The sequence below is a fragment of the Sphingomonas panaciterrae genome, from assembly GCF_036890205.1.
Lineage (GTDB): Bacteria > Pseudomonadota > Alphaproteobacteria > Sphingomonadales > Sphingomonadaceae > Sphingomonas > Sphingomonas panaciterrae.
This window is the reverse complement of the sequence record NZ_JAKNQR010000001.1, coordinates 862,557-878,430: the sequence shown is the minus strand read 5'-3', so window position 1 is coordinate 878,430 and position 15,874 is coordinate 862,557. Positions and strand designations below refer to the sequence as shown.

The 15,874-nt window shown below is 67.0% G+C and carries 20 protein-coding genes; 11 read left to right on the top strand and 9 right to left on the bottom strand.

The window, feature by feature from the left end:
* Window positions 1-94: 94 nt before the first annotated feature.
* Together L8F96_RS04315 and L8F96_RS04310 are read left to right on the top strand one after the other, a co-directional pair.
* Window positions 95-880: a 3-hydroxybutyrate dehydrogenase gene (locus tag L8F96_RS04315; protein ID WP_296220052.1), complete on the top strand. Its 786-nt coding sequence runs from the start codon at window positions 95-97 to the stop codon at window positions 878-880.
* 42 nt (window positions 881-922) lie between these two features.
* Window positions 923-1,555, top strand: coding sequence for a DUF4893 domain-containing protein (locus L8F96_RS04310; RefSeq protein WP_145118255.1), 633 nt, complete (start codon window positions 923-925; stop codon window positions 1,553-1,555).
* Between the two features lie 16 nt (window positions 1,556-1,571).
* Here the strand turns inward: L8F96_RS04310 and L8F96_RS04305 are convergent, their stop codons facing one another.
* The 3 genes from L8F96_RS04305 to L8F96_RS04295 form a co-directional block, all read right to left on the bottom strand.
* Window positions 1,572-2,228 carry a hypothetical protein gene (locus L8F96_RS04305; protein WP_046409173.1) on the bottom strand — a complete coding sequence of 219 codons (657 nt, stop codon included), beginning with the start codon at window positions 2,226-2,228 and terminating at the stop codon, window positions 1,572-1,574.
* A 252-nt stretch (window positions 2,229-2,480) separates the two neighbouring features.
* Window positions 2,481-4,076, bottom strand: coding sequence for an isocitrate lyase (locus L8F96_RS04300; protein WP_301090838.1), 1,596 nt, complete (start codon window positions 4,074-4,076; stop codon window positions 2,481-2,483).
* 68 nt (window positions 4,077-4,144) lie between these two features.
* Complete coding sequence (locus L8F96_RS04295; RefSeq protein WP_164518819.1) at window positions 4,145-4,300, bottom strand: hypothetical protein; 156 nt, start codon at window positions 4,298-4,300, stop codon at window positions 4,145-4,147.
* A gap of 173 nt (window positions 4,301-4,473) precedes the next feature.
* Between L8F96_RS04295 and L8F96_RS04290 the strand changes: the two genes are divergently transcribed.
* The gene (locus tag L8F96_RS04290) at window positions 4,474-5,859 is read left to right on the top strand and encodes a helix-turn-helix domain-containing protein (protein WP_294442176.1); all 1,386 of its coding nucleotides are present in this window, start codon (window positions 4,474-4,476) and stop codon (window positions 5,857-5,859) included.
* 16 nt (window positions 5,860-5,875) lie between these two features.
* Here the strand turns inward: L8F96_RS04290 and L8F96_RS04285 are convergent, their stop codons facing one another.
* From L8F96_RS04285 to L8F96_RS04270, 4 genes are all read right to left on the bottom strand, one after another.
* The gene (locus L8F96_RS04285) at window positions 5,876-6,520 is read right to left on the bottom strand and encodes a L,D-transpeptidase family protein (protein ID WP_241212459.1); all 645 of its coding nucleotides are present in this window, start codon (window positions 6,518-6,520) and stop codon (window positions 5,876-5,878) included.
* An 88-nt stretch (window positions 6,521-6,608) separates the two neighbouring features.
* Window positions 6,609-7,553 (bottom strand): aldo/keto reductase, encoded by a 945-nt coding sequence (locus tag L8F96_RS04280; protein ID WP_046409176.1) that lies wholly within the window; start codon window positions 7,551-7,553, stop codon window positions 6,609-6,611.
* A complete protein-coding gene (locus tag L8F96_RS04275) occupies window positions 7,550-7,747 on the bottom strand; it encodes a hypothetical protein (protein ID WP_125944249.1) in 198 nt (65 codons plus the stop codon). Before L8F96_RS04275 ends, L8F96_RS04280 begins: the two co-directional genes overlap by 4 nt.
* A gap of 11 nt (window positions 7,748-7,758) precedes the next feature.
* A complete protein-coding gene (locus L8F96_RS04270; RefSeq protein ID WP_046409177.1) occupies window positions 7,759-8,112 on the bottom strand; it encodes a hypothetical protein in 354 nt (117 codons plus the stop codon).
* A gap of 161 nt (window positions 8,113-8,273) precedes the next feature.
* Here L8F96_RS04270 and L8F96_RS04265 point away from each other — a divergent pair, with 161 nt between their 5' ends.
* Complete coding sequence (locus tag L8F96_RS04265; protein ID WP_296220039.1) at window positions 8,274-9,257, top strand: ArsR/SmtB family transcription factor; 984 nt, start codon at window positions 8,274-8,276, stop codon at window positions 9,255-9,257.
* Window positions 9,254-10,195: a methylenetetrahydrofolate reductase [NAD(P)H] gene (metF, locus tag L8F96_RS04260; protein ID WP_334655207.1), complete on the top strand. Its 942-nt coding sequence runs from the start codon at window positions 9,254-9,256 to the stop codon at window positions 10,193-10,195. The genes L8F96_RS04265 and metF overlap by 4 nt, the downstream gene beginning before the upstream one ends.
* 40 nt (window positions 10,196-10,235) lie before the next feature.
* On the opposite strand, the gene L8F96_RS04255 is transcribed toward metF, so the two are convergent.
* On the bottom strand, window positions 10,236-11,231 hold the full coding sequence (locus L8F96_RS04255) for an LLM class flavin-dependent oxidoreductase (protein ID WP_136450698.1): 996 nt from the start codon (window positions 11,229-11,231) through the stop codon (window positions 10,236-10,238).
* 117 nt (window positions 11,232-11,348) lie between these two features.
* Between L8F96_RS04255 and L8F96_RS04250 the strand changes: the two genes are divergently transcribed.
* From L8F96_RS04250 to mobA, 6 genes are all read left to right on the top strand, one after another.
* Entirely contained in the window at window positions 11,349-12,014 is a 666-nt protein-coding gene (locus tag L8F96_RS04250) for a pyrimidine 5'-nucleotidase (protein ID WP_046409181.1), read from the top strand.
* Window positions 12,011-12,829 carry a 2,3,4,5-tetrahydropyridine-2,6-dicarboxylate N-succinyltransferase gene (gene dapD / locus L8F96_RS04245; RefSeq protein ID WP_125944252.1) on the top strand — a complete coding sequence of 273 codons (819 nt, stop codon included), beginning with the start codon at window positions 12,011-12,013 and terminating at the stop codon, window positions 12,827-12,829. The genes L8F96_RS04250 and dapD overlap by 4 nt, the downstream gene beginning before the upstream one ends.
* Before the next feature lie 188 nt (window positions 12,830-13,017).
* On the top strand, window positions 13,018-13,326 hold the full coding sequence (locus L8F96_RS04240) for a glycine zipper 2TM domain-containing protein (RefSeq protein ID WP_046409183.1): 309 nt from the start codon (window positions 13,018-13,020) through the stop codon (window positions 13,324-13,326).
* A gap of 78 nt (window positions 13,327-13,404) precedes the next feature.
* The gene (locus L8F96_RS04235) at window positions 13,405-13,833 is read left to right on the top strand and encodes an OsmC family protein (protein WP_046409184.1); all 429 of its coding nucleotides are present in this window, start codon (window positions 13,405-13,407) and stop codon (window positions 13,831-13,833) included.
* A gap of 92 nt (window positions 13,834-13,925) precedes the next feature.
* Window positions 13,926-14,492 (top strand): glycine zipper 2TM domain-containing protein, encoded by a 567-nt coding sequence (locus L8F96_RS04230; RefSeq protein ID WP_046409185.1) that lies wholly within the window; start codon window positions 13,926-13,928, stop codon window positions 14,490-14,492.
* Window positions 14,493-14,588: 96 nt separating this feature from the next.
* Window positions 14,589-15,125: a molybdenum cofactor guanylyltransferase gene (gene mobA / locus L8F96_RS04225; RefSeq protein ID WP_314470970.1), complete on the top strand. Its 537-nt coding sequence runs from the start codon at window positions 14,589-14,591 to the stop codon at window positions 15,123-15,125.
* 27 nt (window positions 15,126-15,152) lie between these two features.
* On the opposite strand, the gene L8F96_RS04220 is transcribed toward mobA, so the two are convergent.
* Window positions 15,153-15,833 carry an NnrU family protein gene (locus L8F96_RS04220; RefSeq protein ID WP_334655203.1) on the bottom strand — a complete coding sequence of 227 codons (681 nt, stop codon included), beginning with the start codon at window positions 15,831-15,833 and terminating at the stop codon, window positions 15,153-15,155.
* Window positions 15,834-15,874 lie beyond the last annotated feature (41 nt).

The window sequence follows — 15,874 nt, the reverse complement described above, 5'->3', positions numbered from 1 at the left end:
GCGCGAGGGGGATTGGCGGTTGCAAGCCGGCCGCTTGATGCCGCACGCCGCGCGGCGCATGGGCGATGGCCCCGGCCATGCACAGGAGGTGCCCCTGTTGCTCAAGGGAAAGACGGCGCTGATCACCGGATCAACCTCCGGCATCGGGCTTGCCTATGCGCGGGCGTTCGCCGCCGAGGGCGCGGCGGTCATGCTGAACGGTTTTGGCGCGCCGGATGCGATTGCCGACATATGCCGCACGCTCAGCGGCTTGAGCGGGGCGGAGGCGCTACACGATGGCGCCGACATGACCGATCCTGCCGCGATCGCCGCGATGGTCGCGCGCTGCCATGCCGACCTCGGCGGACCCGACGTGGTCGTCAACAACGCCGGGGTCCAGCATGTTGCGCCGATCGTCGATTTCCCGGTCGACCGCTGGGACGCGATCCTCGCGATCAACCTGTCGAGCGCCTTTCATGTCATGCGCGCGAGCGTGCCGCTGATGCGGGCGGCGGGATGGGGGCGGATCATCTCCACCGCATCGGCGCACAGCCTGGTCGCGAGCCCGAACAAGGCGGCCTATGTTGCCGCGAAACATGGCCTTGTCGGGCTGACCAAGACGGTGGCGCTGGAAACCGCGACCGACGGCATCACCGTCAATTGCATCTCGCCCGGCTATGTCTGGACGCCGCTGGTGGAAAACCAGATCCCCGACACGATGGCGGCGCGCGGCCTGACGCGCGAGCAGGTGATCAATGACGTGCTGCTGGCCGCCCAGCCGACCAAGGCGTTCGTCACGCCTGAACAGGTGGCGGCAATGGCGGTGTTCCTGTGCCGCGAGGAGGCCGCGTCGATCACCGGCACCAACCTGTCGATGGACGGTGGCTGGACCGCGGCGTGATCAGGCACTAGCCCCTTGGCCGAACAGGGAAAGGTCTCAGCGATGAAGCGGGCGGTGGTCGCGCTGATGACGGCGGCGACGCTGGCAGGGTGCGGCGGACGGCGGGAGCCGGAGACGGTAGCGGGCGCGCGTGCCCCGGTCGCAGACTGGCGCCGGGTGGCGACATTGTCCGATCGCGATCGCCTGCGCACGTGGCGCACCGTCTGGCTCGACGCGCTGGGCCGCGCACGGGCGAGCGGCGCCACGCGCGAGATCGACGCGCAGGGCGCCTTGTTCAATCCCGACCATGGACTTCCCGACCCGATGCCGCCGGCGGGCGATTACCGCTGCCGCGTCTTCAAGCTGGGCGCAAAGGCCAAGGGCGGGCGCGATTATGTCGCCTATCCCGCCTATACCTGCCGGGTCAGCGGGGAGGGGCCGGTGCGGATGTTCGAAAAGACCGCCGGGTCACAGCGCCCGGCCGGGCGGATCTTCCCGCTGCGCGCCGCGCGGGCAGTGTTCCTGGGTACGCTGGCGATCGGCGACGAGGCGCGCTGGCTGCCCTACGGACGCGACAGCGCGCGCGACATGGCGGGCTTCGTCGACCGGATCGGTGACGATCGCTGGCGTATCGCGCTGCCGCAGCCGGCGTTCGATTCGACGCTCGATATCATCGAACTCGTCCCCGCGCGCTGAGCGGGGCGGGGGCGGATCAGCCGACCGGAACCGGTGCTGGTGGCGGGGCGCTGACCTCAATTGCCGCCGCAGGCGCTGCAACCGCGGCATTCGCGCCGGCGGCAGGTGCGGGTGATTGCGCGTCGAGCGACGCCAGATATTCCTTTCCATGGCGGTCGATCAGCGTGACCTGCGCCGCATTCGCCTTCGCCACCGCCTTCAGGAAGGAGCGAGGCTTCTTCATCAGGTCCGGGAAATCGAGCGTGACGAGACCTGCGCGGCGCGCTGCTTCCTGCGCGAAATGCACGCAGTTGCGGCTGTTCATCCGGTAGGTGCCATCGCCCTTCTTGTCGTCCCACTCATCGACCAGCCGCAGAATGGAGGCATATTGTGCGTCGGTGAGGACGAGCGAGAATTGCGCGTCGCTCCCCTCCATGTAGCTGCGCTTGGCGACATCGATCCGCCCGCCCACGGGGCCGAACAGGATCGCGGGAGTCACCGCCTTGGGCGTGAAGCCGTAATTGAGGTCGACCGGCTCGCCACCCGCCTCTGGCGTGCCCCGCAGGGTGAAGAAGGCGTGGGGAAAATGATTGCCGAACTCATGGCTCCAGAAGGTGATGACCACCTGGGCGTGGGCCGGCAGTGCTGCGAGCGAGAGCAGCAGGGCGAGGGCGGCGGCAGCGACGCGCTTCATGACGCCGAGTGTGTCATTCCACGGGGGCAGGCTCAAGCGGGAAGCGTGCCGGTCACCGCTTCATCGCCGTAACCTGCCGCAAGGCCCGACGCGGAAATGCCCGCCGGTGACGAGCACCGACGGGCATCCTTCCTCCCCAGGAACTTGGTGGCCGGGTGGCGCCGCGGCGAAGCCGCGTCGTCGACCGCGCCTGAGCGGCGCCGCCGGCCAGGCTTGCGCGAGGTGAGGGCAGCAAGGCTGCCCTTGCCCGCGCTACGCCGCGAACTGGTTCATCGTGTTGTGGACGCCGCCGGCCTTCAGCGCGGCCTCGCCGGCGAAATATTCCTTGTGATCGTCGCCGATGTCGCTGCCCGACATGTTCTGGTGCTTCACGCAGGCGATCCCTTCGCGGATCTCCTTGCGCTGCACGCCCTTGACGTAGCCGAGCATCCCCGCCTCGCCGAAATATTCCTTGGCGAGATTGTCGGTCGAGAGTGCCGCGGTGTGATAGGTCGGCAGCGTGATGAGGTGGTGGAAGATGCCGGCCCGCGCCGCCGCATCCTTCTGGAAGGTGCGGATCCGCTCGTCGGCCTCTGCCGCCAGGTCGCTGTCGTCATAATCGACGCTCATCAGCTTCGCCCGGTCATAGGCGGAGACATCCTTGCCGGCCTCGACCCAGGCGTCGAACACCTGCTGTCGGAAGTTCAGCGTCCAGTTGAAGCTGGGGCTGTTGTTGTACACCAGCTTCGCATTGGGAACGACTTCGCGGATGCGATCGACCATCGAGGCAATCTGCTCGATGTGCGGCTTCTCGGTCTCGATCCACAAGAGGTCGGCGCCATTCTGCAGCGACGTGATGCAGTCCAGCACGCAGCGGTCGGCACCGGTCCCTTCGCGGAACTGGAACAGGTTCGACGGCAGGCGCTTCGGACGCATCAGCTTGCCGTCACGCTCGATCACGACATCGCCGCGCAGGGTCGACAGATCGGTGACTTCCTCGCAATCGAGGAAAGCGTTGTACTGGTCGCCAATGTCGCCCTTCTCCTTGGAGAAAGCGATTTGCTTGGTGAGGCCGGCGCCGAGCGAGTCGGTGCGGGTCACGATGATGCCGTCATCGACGCCCAGCTCGAGGAAGGCGTAGCGGCAGGCGCGGACCTTCGCGAGGAAGTCCTCGTGCGGCACGGTGACCTTGCCGTCCTGGTGGCCGCACTGCTTTTCGTCCGAGACCTGGTTCTCGATCTGCAGCGCGCAGGCGCCCGCCTCGATCATCTTCTTGGCCAGCAGATACGTCGCCTCGGCATTGCCGAAGCCGGCGTCGATGTCGGCGATGATCGGCACGACGTGGGTCTCGTAATTGTCGATCGCCTGCGTCAGCCGCTGCGCCTCGATCTCGTTCCCGCTCTCCCGTGCATGATCGAGATCGCGGAACATCATGCCCAGTTCGCGGGCATCGGCCTGCTTCAGGAAGGTGTAGAGTTCCTCGATCAGCGCGGGAACGCTGGTCTTTTCGTGCATCGACTGGTCGGGCAGTGGGCCGAACTCGCTGCGCAGCGCGGCGACCATCCAGCCGGAGAGGTACAGATACCGCCCCTTGGTGGTGCCGAAATGCTTCTTGATCGAAATGAGCTTCTGCTGGCCGATGAAGCCGTGCCAGCAACCCAGCGACTGGGTGTAATTCGCAGGATCGGCGTCATAGGCGGCCATGTCGCGGCGCATGATGCCGGCGGTGTAGCGCGCGATGTCGAGCCCGGTGCGGAACCGGTTCTGCAGCCGCATCCGCGCCACGGATTCAGCGTCGATCCCGTCCCACGTGCCATTGTAGCTGGCAACGAGCTGGCCGATCTGACTGGTCTGTTCCTGGTAGGTCATCATTGTTCCTGTCGCGGATGGTGGCACGCGGGACCGGTCCCGCACGATTGGATCAGGCGGGTTCGCGGTCAGCCGAGGCGGCCGAGGCGATGGTACAGGTTGGAGAATTTGGCCGAGCGGGGCTCATCGGCGATCTTCTTGATATACTCGCCGATCGCTTCCTTCATGAGGCCGAAGTCCTCGGTCGAGAAAACGGCGCGGCTGCGCTGCGGGGTAGCGTCCATGGTCGTTCCTCCTGTGTGAATGCTTACAACTGCGATCATAAGAACAGCATGGATCGGGTATTCACAACACGGCACTCTGATGATTCGGTGTCATCGGGTCGGACGAACGCCGGCCAGGATCTGTGTTGCTGTAAAGAATTGACAGGCTCGCGCGTCTCGGTCAGCGTAGCGGGATGGCTGAGCGAAAATTGATGGCGGGGCATGTGGTGCGGCGGCTGCGGCGGCAGCAGGCGCTGAGCCAGGCGGCGATGGCCGAGATGCTGGCGATCAGTCCCAGCTACCTCAATCTGGTGGAGCGCAATCAGCGCCCGGTATCAGCGACCCTGCTGGTGAAACTGGCGGAGACGTTCGATTTCGATCCGCGCGCGTTGACCGCGGCCGAGCCGGGCGGTGGGCGGGACGCAATGCGGCGGCGGCTCGCCGACCCGATGTTCGCCGACCTGGAGATCGATCGCAACGAGCTGGAGGAATGGCTGGCCGCGGCGCCCGGCGGGGCGGAGGCATTCGCGCGTGCGTTCGATCGCATGGGGCAGGGGGCCGCCACCGCCGTCGCGAGTGATGATCCGGTAGCCTTGGTGCGGCGGGAGATCGGCCGGTGGCGCAACCATTTCCCCGATCTGGACGCAGCGGCGGAGGCGCTGGCCGACGAACTCCGCCTCGGGGCTGGCGACCTCTACGGCGCAATGTCGGAGCGGCTGCGGGTGAAGCACAGCCTCGCTATCCGCATCCTCCCGGTCGATGTGATGCCCGACGTGCTGCGGCGGCTGGACCTTCACGCGCGCCAACTTCAGCTGTCCGAACTGCTCGATCCGTCGAGCCGCACCTTTGCCGCGGCGTTCCAGCTGGCGCTGATCGAGTCTCGGGCTGAGATCGACGCGCTGGTGGCGGGCGCCGGCTTTGGCCAGATCGCCGCCGATCGCCTGTTCCGCCGTCATCTCGCCAGCTATTTCGCCGCAGCGGTGATGATGCCCTATGCCCGCTTCCTGCGCGCCTGCGAGGCGACTGGATACGATATCGAGCTGTTGCAGCGCCGCTTTGGTGCCGGGTTCGAGCATGTCGCCCACCGGTTGACGACGCTTCAGCGGGTTGGCGCGCGCGGTCTGCCCTTCTTCATGATTCGCGTCGACCGGGCGGGGCAGTCATCGAAGCGCTATGCCGGGGCGAGCGGCGCCGCGCTGGTCGAGGCGGAGGGGCGCTGCCCCTTGTGGCATTTGCACCATGCGTTCGATCGGCCGGGGCACCTCGCCGTCCAGTTGGTCGAACTGGAGGATGGCGAGCGCTGGCTTACGATGGCGCGCACGGTGACGCCGCAGGGGCAGCGATACGGACTGGTTTCGGCCGAATTTGCGGTCGGCATCGGTGTGGCGGCGGAACATGCCGGGACGCTGGCGGTCGCTCGCGGCTTCGACCTTGCCGGCGTGGCGATGCCGATCGGGCTGGGGTGCCGCCAGTGCTTCCGCCAGGAATGTCCGCAGCGTGCCGCCGCGCCGGCGGGCCGCGCGCTGACGATCAACGAGCGGGAGCGGCGGATCACCGCGCTGACCTTTGCCGGGGATTGATCGGCGACGCCGCGGCTCAGGCAGCCTTTACCGCCTGTCCAATCTCCAGCGCCTCACCGCGGGTGATGATGACCTTGTCGCCCAGCTTCGCCGTCTCGAACAGTTTCTTGGCGAAGGGCTTGGGCACGCCGATGCAACCGTGCGTCATATAACCGTCAGCCACCTCGCTGGCGTGCACCGCGATCCCATCATTGGTCAGGCGAAGCATGTACGGCATCGGCGCGTGATAAATGTTGGAAACGTGATCCTTGCTCTTCTGCGTGATCGGATAGACGCCGAGCGGGGTCGGCTTCGAATCGGCGCCGAACAGGATCGCCGCCGCGCCAATCTCATGCCCGTCGCGAAAGACGCTGAGCACCTGCGCGGCAAGATCGACGGTGATGATGAGCGTGCCCGTCGCCGGGGCGGCGCTTTCGTCCCAATGATGGTCGCCCATCTTCATCGGCCCTTCGATAGGCAGGATCGACTTGATGGTATAGGCCGCGTCCTGCGCCGCGGCGGGCGGCTTGGACACAGGCGTCGTTTCGGTAACGACGGGCCGGGCAGGGGGAATGATCTGGCTGGCGAGCACGCGTGGCGGCGGCGGACGGGTGGCGGCAAAGGCCACCGAGCCGGCAGCGATCGCTAGGGCGAGCAGCACGAGTCGGAGTGGCGAAAGCATGGTCATCCGATAGCATGAAGGCATTGCGGCGCACTGACGCGATCTGGTTAACGCCGCTTTGCCTCCCTCTTGCCCCTGAGGTCGCGCCTCAGGCGCCGGCGTTGGTCAGCCGATCGAGTTGGTCCGCCGACAGCTTGAGCGTCATGGCCGGCAGCAGATCCTCGACCTGCGCGACGCTGGTCGCGCTGGCGATCGGCGCGGTGACGCCCTCCTGGGCGATCAGCCAGGCGAGCGAGATCTGCGCCAGCGTTGCGCCGGTTTCCGCGGCGACACTGTCGAGCGCGTCGAGCACGGCCTTGCCCTTACCCTCCAGCAGATCGCCCATCCGGCCGCCGCGCACACTCTTCGACAGGTCGTCGCGGGTGCGGTACTTGCCGGTGAGGAAGCCGGAGGCGAGGCCGTAATAGGGCACCACGCCGACATTCTGCTCGACGCAATAATCCTGAAGCTCGCCCTCGAACTTGGTCCGGCTGACGAGATTATATTCGGGCTGAAGCACGTCGTAGCGCGGCAGTCCCGCGGCGCGCGCGGCCTCATTGGCGGATTTCAGCCGCATCGCGCTGAAGTTCGACGCGCCGAGCACGCGGACCTTGCCGGCCTTCACCAAGGCGGCGAACGCCTCCAGCGCGGCCTCCTGCGGCGTGTCCTCGTCATCCTGATGCGCGAAATACAGGTCGATCCGATCGGTGCCGAGCCGCTTCAGCGATGCCTCGCACGCCGCCGCGATCCGTGCCGGTGCCAGCTTCTTGCCGCCGTCGCCCGGCAACATGCCGACCTTGGTCGCGATCAACACCGCGTCGCGCTTGCCCGACGCCTTCAGCCATTCGCCGATCATCGTCTCGGATTCGCCGCCTTTGTGGCCGGGGACCCAGGCGGAATAGACGTCGGCGGTATCGATCATCGTGCCGCCGCCAGCGACAAAGGCGTCCAGCACGGCGAAGCTCGCGTCACGATCGGCCGTCCAGCCGAATACGTTGCCGCCCAGCACCAGCGGCGCGATCTGCAGGTCGGAGGAGCCGAGGCGTGTCTTCACTGAACATTCCCGTCGGTAGGGGCGACCTCATCGAGCCGGATGCTGTTCGCCTCCAGCATGGCCGCCGCCTCGTTCAACTGTTGCTCCTCCTCGGCCGTGACCGCGCCAGGCGGGGGCGGGTCACCCGAGCAGGCGGCAAGCGCCGCCAGCGCGGGGAGCAGCAACAAGGGGAGCGCGAACCGCGCCCCCCTCATGTCTCCTCGCATCAACGCTTGATCGCGTTGCCGGCGTCGGTCAGCGCGTCACCGGTCGCCTCACGGGCGTCTTCGGTGGCGTTGTCAATCGCGCGGCCGGCGCGATCGGCGTCACGCTCTGCCTTCGCACCGGCACGGTCGGCACCGCGCTCGATATCGTCGCCGGCGTTCTCGATCGCACGCTCGGCCGAGCCAAGCGCCTCGTCCGTTGCCCGGTCGACGTCGTTCACCGCATTGCTGGTGGTGGCGCTGACATCGGCGCCGATCGCATTGGCGGCCTCGGCGCTTTCATTCTGCGCCTGCGGGCTGCACGCCGCGAGGGCGGCTGCGGTGGCGATGCCGGCGGTGATGGCGAGAAACTTCATAAACACTCTCCCTGTCATGGACCCTGGCCGACGCGCGGCGTTAGCGGCAGAAACGTGCATAAGGCGTTTTGGCTCCGCAACGATCGCGGTCGCGCTCGCTCGCCCCGCTTCGGCAAACCACCGTTTGACGACATATAAAGATATCTTTATATCTCGTCCTTGTGACCCAGGCGCTCGAGATATTCCGTGCATTGGCCGATTCCTCGCGGCTTCGCATCCTGCGTCTGCTGCGCACGATGGAATTGTCGGTCGGTGAGCTTGCGCTCGTTCTGGGGCAAAGCCAGCCGCGTGTCAGCCGCCATGTGAAGATCCTTTGCGACGCCGGCCTGACCGAGCGGCGCAAGGAAGGCAGCTGGGTGTTCGTCGCGCTGGGTACCCCCGCGCTGGTCGATCCGGTACTGGCAGCGATCGATTCATGGGAAGGCGACGTTCCGGATCGCGAAGGGGCGACCGACGCGGCGCGCCTTGCCGCGGTACGCGCCGACCGCGCGGCGTCCGCGTCGCAATGGTTCGAGGCGCATGCCACCGAATGGGATGCGATCCGCTCGCTCCACATTGCCGAAACCGATGTGGAAAAGGCGATGCAGCAGATGCTGGGCGATGCACCGCTCGGCCGGTTGATCGATATCGGCACCGGTACGGGGCGGATGATCGAGCTGTTCGCGCCGCGCGCCGACAGCGCGTTGGGGATCGATCGCAGCTCCGAGATGCTGCGTATCGCGCGCGCCAAGATCGGGGAGCGTGGCCTGGCGAATACCGAGTTGCGCCAGGCGGACCTGTATTCGCTGCCGCTGGGCGATGCCGCGGCCGACGTCGCGATCGTCCATCACGTGCTCCATTATGCGCAGCAGCCGGGCGCCGCGATCGTCGAGGCGGCGCGCGTGCTGGCGCCGGGCGGACGGCTACTGATCGCGGACTTTGCGCCGCATGATCGCGAAGAATTGCGCACGCGCGACGCACACACGCGGCTCGGCTTTTCCGATGCGCAGATCAGCGGCTGGTTCGACGCAGCCGGGCTGGTCGCGGAACGGATCGAGACGCTGGAAGGCGGCGAACTGACGGTGAAGATCTGGCTGGGGCGAAAGCCGGCCGCGGCCCCCGGCAAGAAGCCGGGCACGACATTGCACGAGGTGAAGGCGGCATGACCCTATCGATCAATCAGCTGGAAGAGGCACGCCGCGCGCTGGATGCGCCACTATTCGCCAATGTCGCCGGCGACGCGGAGGTCAGCTTCGAATTCTTCCCGCCCAAGACGCCGGCGATGGAAGCGACGCTGTGGAAGTCGATGGCGACGCTGGCGCCGCTCGCGCCGCGCTTCGTCTCGGTGACCTATGGCGCCGGCGGATCGACCCGCGAGCGAACGCACAACACGGTCGCGCGGATCGCGCGGGAAACCAGCATTCCCGCCGCCGCGCACCTCACCTGTGTCGAGGCGACGCGCGAGGAGATCGACGCGGTGGCCGAGCAATATTGGGCCGCTGGCGTCCGCCACATCGTCGCGCTGCGCGGCGATCCGCCGCGCGCGGGCGAGCGTTATGCCGCGCATCCAGGCGGCTATGAGAATGCCGCTGCGCTGGTCGAGGGGCTGCGCCGGCTGCACCCGTTCGAGATTTCCGTTGCCTGTTATCCTGAATGCCATCCGGATTCGGGCGATGCGGCGATCGATCTCGACAATCTGAAGCGCAAGATGGACGCTGGCGCCACGCGCGCGATCAGCCAGTTCTTCTTCTCGCCCGACGTCTTCTTCCGCTTTCGCGATGCGGTGGCGGCGGCCGGCATCGATGCGGAGATCGTGCCGGGCATCATGCCGGTCAGTAATTTCGCCGCGGTCCAGCGCATGTCGAAGATGTGCGGCACCGATGTGCCGGGCTGGATGGAGCATCTGTTCGCCGGGCTGGACGACCTGCCCGATGCGCGGCAGCTCGTCTCCGCCACGCTCGCCGCCGAACTGTGCCGCAAGCTGTATGCGGGCGGCGTGAAGCAATTCCATTTCTACACGTTGAACCGCGCGGAACTGAGCTTCGCGATCTGCCACTTGCTGGGCCTGCGCGCCCGGCCCGAGGTGGCGCGCGTCGCGGCCTGACGATGTCCCCCGGCGGCAGCGCCGGGGGCATCATCGGTAATCAGGCCAGTTCGGGTACCCGCATCGCTTCGGCGGCGATGGCGATGCTGCGCTTGCGCGCCTCATGGTCGTAGATGCTGCTGGTCAGCATCACCTCGTCGATCCCCGTCCGCTTGACGAAGGCGGCAATCCCCGCCGCCACATCGTCGCGATCACCGACCGCGCTGCACGACAGCACGGAATCGAGGATCCGCGCATGCGTCGGCGGCAGGCTCTCGCGATAGCCGCGCACCGGCGGCTTCATCTTGCCCGGATTGCCGGTGCGCAGCGCGACGAACTGCTGCTGCTGCGAGGTGGCGAGGAATTCCGCCTCTTCGCGCGTATCGGCGGCAAAGACGTTGAAGCCGGCCATCGCATAGGGCCGCTCAAGCTGCGCCGAGGGGCGGAAGTCGCGGCGGTAGATTTCCATCGCCTGGTCGAGCGCGTCCGGCGCGAAATGCGAGGCAAAGGCATAGGGCAGCCCGAGCATCGCGGCGAGTTGCGCCCCGAACAGCGAGGAGCCAAGGATCCACAGCTGCGGCTTCGCGCCGGCGCCCGGCGTTGCGGTGATGCCGGTGCGGCCATCATCGGCAAGGTAGCTTTGCAGCTCCACGACATCGTTGGGAAAGGCGTTGGGATCGCTGTCCAGCGTGCGGCGGATCGCCCGCGCCACCCGCTGGTCGCTGCCCGGCGCCCGGCCCAGCCCCAGGTCGATCCGGCCCGGGAACAACGCGTCGAGCGTGCCGAACTGCTCCGCGATCTGCAGCGGCGCATGGTTTGGCAGCATGATGCCGCCCGCGCCGACGCGGATCGTGCTGGTCGCCGCGCCGACATGCGCGATCACCACCGCGGTCGCGGCGGAGGCGATGCCCTCCATCCCGTGATGCTCCGCCACCCAATAGCGGTTGTAGCCATGCGCCTCGGCATGGCGGGCCAGATCGGCGGCATTGGCAAGCGCGTCGGCGACGGTACCGCCTTCGACGACCGGGACGAGATCGAGCAGCGAATATTTGGTCATGGCAATGATGTGGGCGGAAGGGTTGCCGATCGCAACCATCCCCAGCTTCACCGCGCCCAAGCATGGCTTTGGCCGGATTGGCTTGCCCGTGCGCGCCGGCGTCCGTAACGCAGCGCCATGCCGCCGGGTCTAGACCATATCCGCGCCTGGATCTTCGATCTGGACAATACCCTCTACCCGTCGAGCGCCGATCTCTTCGCGCAGATCGACGCCAAGATGACGGACTATATCGCCCGGCTTCTCGGCACTGACCGGGGGGAGGCGCGGCGGATCCAGAAGGCCTATTTCCTTGGCCATGGCACCACGCTCGCCGGGTTGATGGCGGAGCATCACGTCGATCCGCACGACTTTCTCGATTTCGTCCACGACGTGGAGATGGACGTGCTGGAGGAAAACGTGCCGCTCGCCGCCGCCGTCGCAAAGCTGCCGGGGCGCAAGGTGGTCTTCACCAATGGCGACGCGCCTTATGCCGCGCGCGTGCTCGACCGGCTCGGGCTGGGCGAAAGCTTCGAGGCGGTGCACGATATTCACGCCATGGATCTGGCGCCGAAGCCCGCGCCGTCGGCCTATGCCGGCCTGTGCGAACGACTGTCGATCGATCCGACGACGGCGCTGTTCGCCGACGACATGGCGCGCAACCTGGCGCCGGCCAAGGCGATCGGCATGACGACCGTCTGGGTCGATAACGGATCCGAACAGGCGCATGACAGCGACCGCAGTTTCATCGATTTCACCACGCCGGATCTCACCGCGTGGTTGACCAGCATATTGGAAGGCAAATGACCGATATCGAAACCACGATCGACACCGCCTGGGAAAACCGGGCGGACATCGGCGTCTCCACCGCGGGCGAGGTGCGCGTCGCCGTCGACCGCGCGCTGGCGCTGCTCGATTCCGGCAAGGCGCGCGTCGCCGAACCGGACGGCGATGGCGGCTGGCGCGTCAACCAGTGGCTGAAGAAGGCGGTGCTGCTGTCGTTCCGCCTGAACGACAATGCGCTTATCGATAACGGTCCGGGCGCTGGTCATTGGTTCGACAAGGTGCCGTCCAAATTCTCCGGCTGGAGCGAGGCGGAGTTCCGCGACGCCGGCTTCCGCGCGGTGCCGGGCAGCGTGGTTCGCCGCGGCGCCTTCATCGGCAAGGGCGCGATCCTGATGCCCAGCTTCGTCAACATCGGCGCCTATGTCGGTGAGGGGACGATGGTCGATACCTGGGCGACCGTCGGCTCATGCGCGCAAATCGGCAAGAACGTCCATCTGTCGGGCGGCGCCGGTATCGGCGGCGTGCTGGAGCCGCTGCAGGCCGATCCGGTGATCATCGGCGACGGCGCCTTCATCGGGGCGCGCTCGGAGGTCGCGGAGGGCGTTCGCGTGGGCGAGGGCGCGGTGCTGTCGATGGGCGTCTATCTCGGCGCGTCGACCAAGATCATCGATCGCGCGACCGGCGAAACCTTCATCGGCGAAGTGCCGCCTTATGCCGTAGTCGTCCCCGGCTCGACCGGCGGTGGCAACCTTGGCCTCTACTGCGCGGTGATCGTGAAGCGCGTGGATGAGCGCACCCGGTCCAAGACCAGCATCAACGAACTGCTGCGCGACTGACCTGTTCCGCGCCGCGGGACCCTCGTTCCTGCGGCGCCCGGAAGCGCGGCTATTCTCCCGACGCGCGCGACCTGTCTCCCAACATGAACGCACGGTTGTTTCAGGTTCATGCAACCGCCGTATGAAGCGCACGTTACGATGGCATATCAATCATACCATCGTATCGAATTTCGAGGGAGACAGTAATAATGCGTAAGATGATGCTGGCGCTCGGTGCCACCGCCATGGTCGTTCCCAGCGTGATGGTCACCACCACCGATGCCGATGCGCAGCGCCGCTACAAGTATCGCGAGTGGAAGGGCAATGACGGCCGCATCCGCTGCCGCAAGCCTGATGGCACCACCGGCCTCGTGGTCGGCGGCGTTGCCGGCGCGCTGCTCGGCCGCACCATCGATACGCGCGGCGATCGTACGCTGGGCACGCTGGGCGGCGCCGCCGTCGGCGCGCTGGCCGGCCGCGAGATCGAGCGCAGCACGAGCAACCGTCGCTGCCGTTGATCCGTTACCCGGATTGTCGAACACGAAAGGGGCGTGGTCCGGCGGACCGCGCCCGTTTTGCTATGAGGAGAAGCTGACATGCCGACACGCAACGGTTCCGCGCGCTATGAGGGTTTGGGGAAGGACGGGCAGGGCTCCGTCTCGACCCAGTCCGGCGTCCTCAAGGATCAGCGCTACGGCTTCGGCACGCGCTTTGGCGACGAACCCGGCACCAATCCGGAGGAACTGATCGCTGCCGCCCATGCCAGCTGCTTCACCATGGCGCTCAGTTTCGCGCTGGCCGCGGCGGGGCACGAGGATGGCGTCCTCGACACGACGGCCAAGGTGACGGTCGACAAGGATGGTGACGGCTTCACCATCACCAGGTCCGCGCTTGAGCTGAAGGCCAAGGTGCCCGGCATCAGCGCCGAAGAGTTCGACCGTATCGCGGCCGACGCAAAGGCAAACTGCCCTGTATCCAAGGTGTTGAACGCTGAGATCACGCTCAGTCATACGCTGGAGAACTAAGTGGCGGGAAGATGAACAGGATGTAGTTTCCTGTTCACGCAACTTAGCGCCAATGTGGTTGTTCTTCCCGCATCATCAGCGAGGAGCTTTCGATGCGTATCATCATCGCCGCCGTGCTGGCCGCTGCAACAACGGCCACCGCCATGCCGGCTCAGGCACAGTCGGGGCGGGAATATCGTCAGGACGTGCGAGAGGCGCGGCGCGATTATCAGCGCGACCTGCGCCGGGCGGATTCGCCGCGCGACGTGCGCCAGGCGCAGCGCGAATATCGCCGCGACGTGCGTGACGCGCGCCAGGACTATCGCCGCGACGCGCGCAACGACTGGCGCCGCGATCGCAACCAATGGGGTCGCTACGACTATAATCGCCTGCCGCCGGGCCAGCAGCGTTATTACGCCGACAACTTCTATCGCGACGGCCAATATTATCAGACCCGTCGTCTCGGCCGGAACGACCGCATCTATCGCGGCAACAACGGGCGGTATTACTGCCGCCGCAATGACGGCACGACCGGCCTGATCATCGGTGGCCTGGGTGGCGGCGTGCTCGGCAGCCTGCTCGCCAATGGCAGCTCGAACACGCTCGGCGCGCTGATCGGCGCTGGTGCGGGTGCGCTGCTCGGCTCGCAGGTGGATCGTGGCAACGTGAGCTGCCGCTAACAGTTTTGCCGGAAGTAACGGCGCGTACCGAAGGGGCCCGGCGATCCGATCGCCGGGCCTTTTCTCCTTTGGGGTCGCAGCGGCTAGGGTGAGGTGATGACGACCAGCCAACCCATCCTCGGCGCCATCATGGCCGGCGGCGCGGCGAGCCGCTTCGGGTCGGACAAGGCGCTGGCCTTGTTCGAGGGGCGCCCGCTGATCGATCATGTGGCGCAGGCGCTGGCAGATCAGGCAGCGGCGGTGATCGTGGTCGGGCGCACGCATGGCACACTCACCAGCGTCGCCGACCGCCCGGCGCCGGGGCTAGGGCCGCTCGGCGCGCTCGCGGGGGCGCTGGCCTGGGCGCGCAATCACGGCTTTGCCGCGGTGCTGAGCGCGCCATGCGACGTGCCCTTGCTGCCCGCCGACCTCGCGCGGCGGCTTGCCGGCGAGGGCCCTGCCTATGTCGAAGGCCTGCCGGTGGTCGGGCACTGGCCGAGCAGCCTTGCCGATCATCTGCAGGACTGGCTGGCCGCCGATCAGCCGCGCGCGGTGCGCCGCTGGGCGGCCGCGGTGGGCGCACGCGCGGTCACGCTCGATCACCTTCCCACCAATGTGAATACGCGCGCGGACCTCGATACGCTGCGGCGCTGATCCCCGATTATCGGGCGAGGGAAGCGCTCAGCCGATCCAGCGCCAGATGCCGGCCGGCCAGCCGGACAGCGGAATATGCGCCCACGTCGCCGCCAGCCATACGACGCTGCCGCCGCCCAGCGCATGGCCACCGATCCTGCCGATCCGCGCGCGCTTCGCGGCAATGGCAGCGAACGGCCAGAAGCTGGTCCGTCGCTCCCACTCACGCCAGAATTCGGGCTGTAGTTTCTCTTTCTTGCGGTCCTGCATCCGCGCGCCGGCCAGCGCCAGGACGATGATCGACAGCGCAACGACGATATTGGCCGGGTCGGGAAAGACCATGATGTGGACCATGCCCCAGATGGCGAGGCTCCACATCATCGGGTGGCGGGTGATGGCAAAGACGCCGGCCGCGGTCGGCACGACATCGGTGTTCGCTTCCGGCAGCGCGGGGTTGCGGACCAAGGATCCCATGAACAGGATCGCCGCCAGCAGCATCAGGATCGTGCCGATCGCCCACAGGGCATCGCCGACCGGCCATAGCAGGGCGGCGGCCGGCGCCGCGCGATAGGCGAGCACCAGCCAGATGAGCGTCGCCAGCGCGACCAGGCTGTAGAGGCCCAGAAATCCTTTCCGCCCGATCGCGCGGATCAGGGGCGCGCGCAGCGGATGGGACAGAAGAAAGTGCGTTCCTGCGAACGCGATCGCGGCCGCCACGACGTTGCCCATCTTCGATCCTCCCCCGTTGTTGGTCCGTGCCGGCCCGTCAC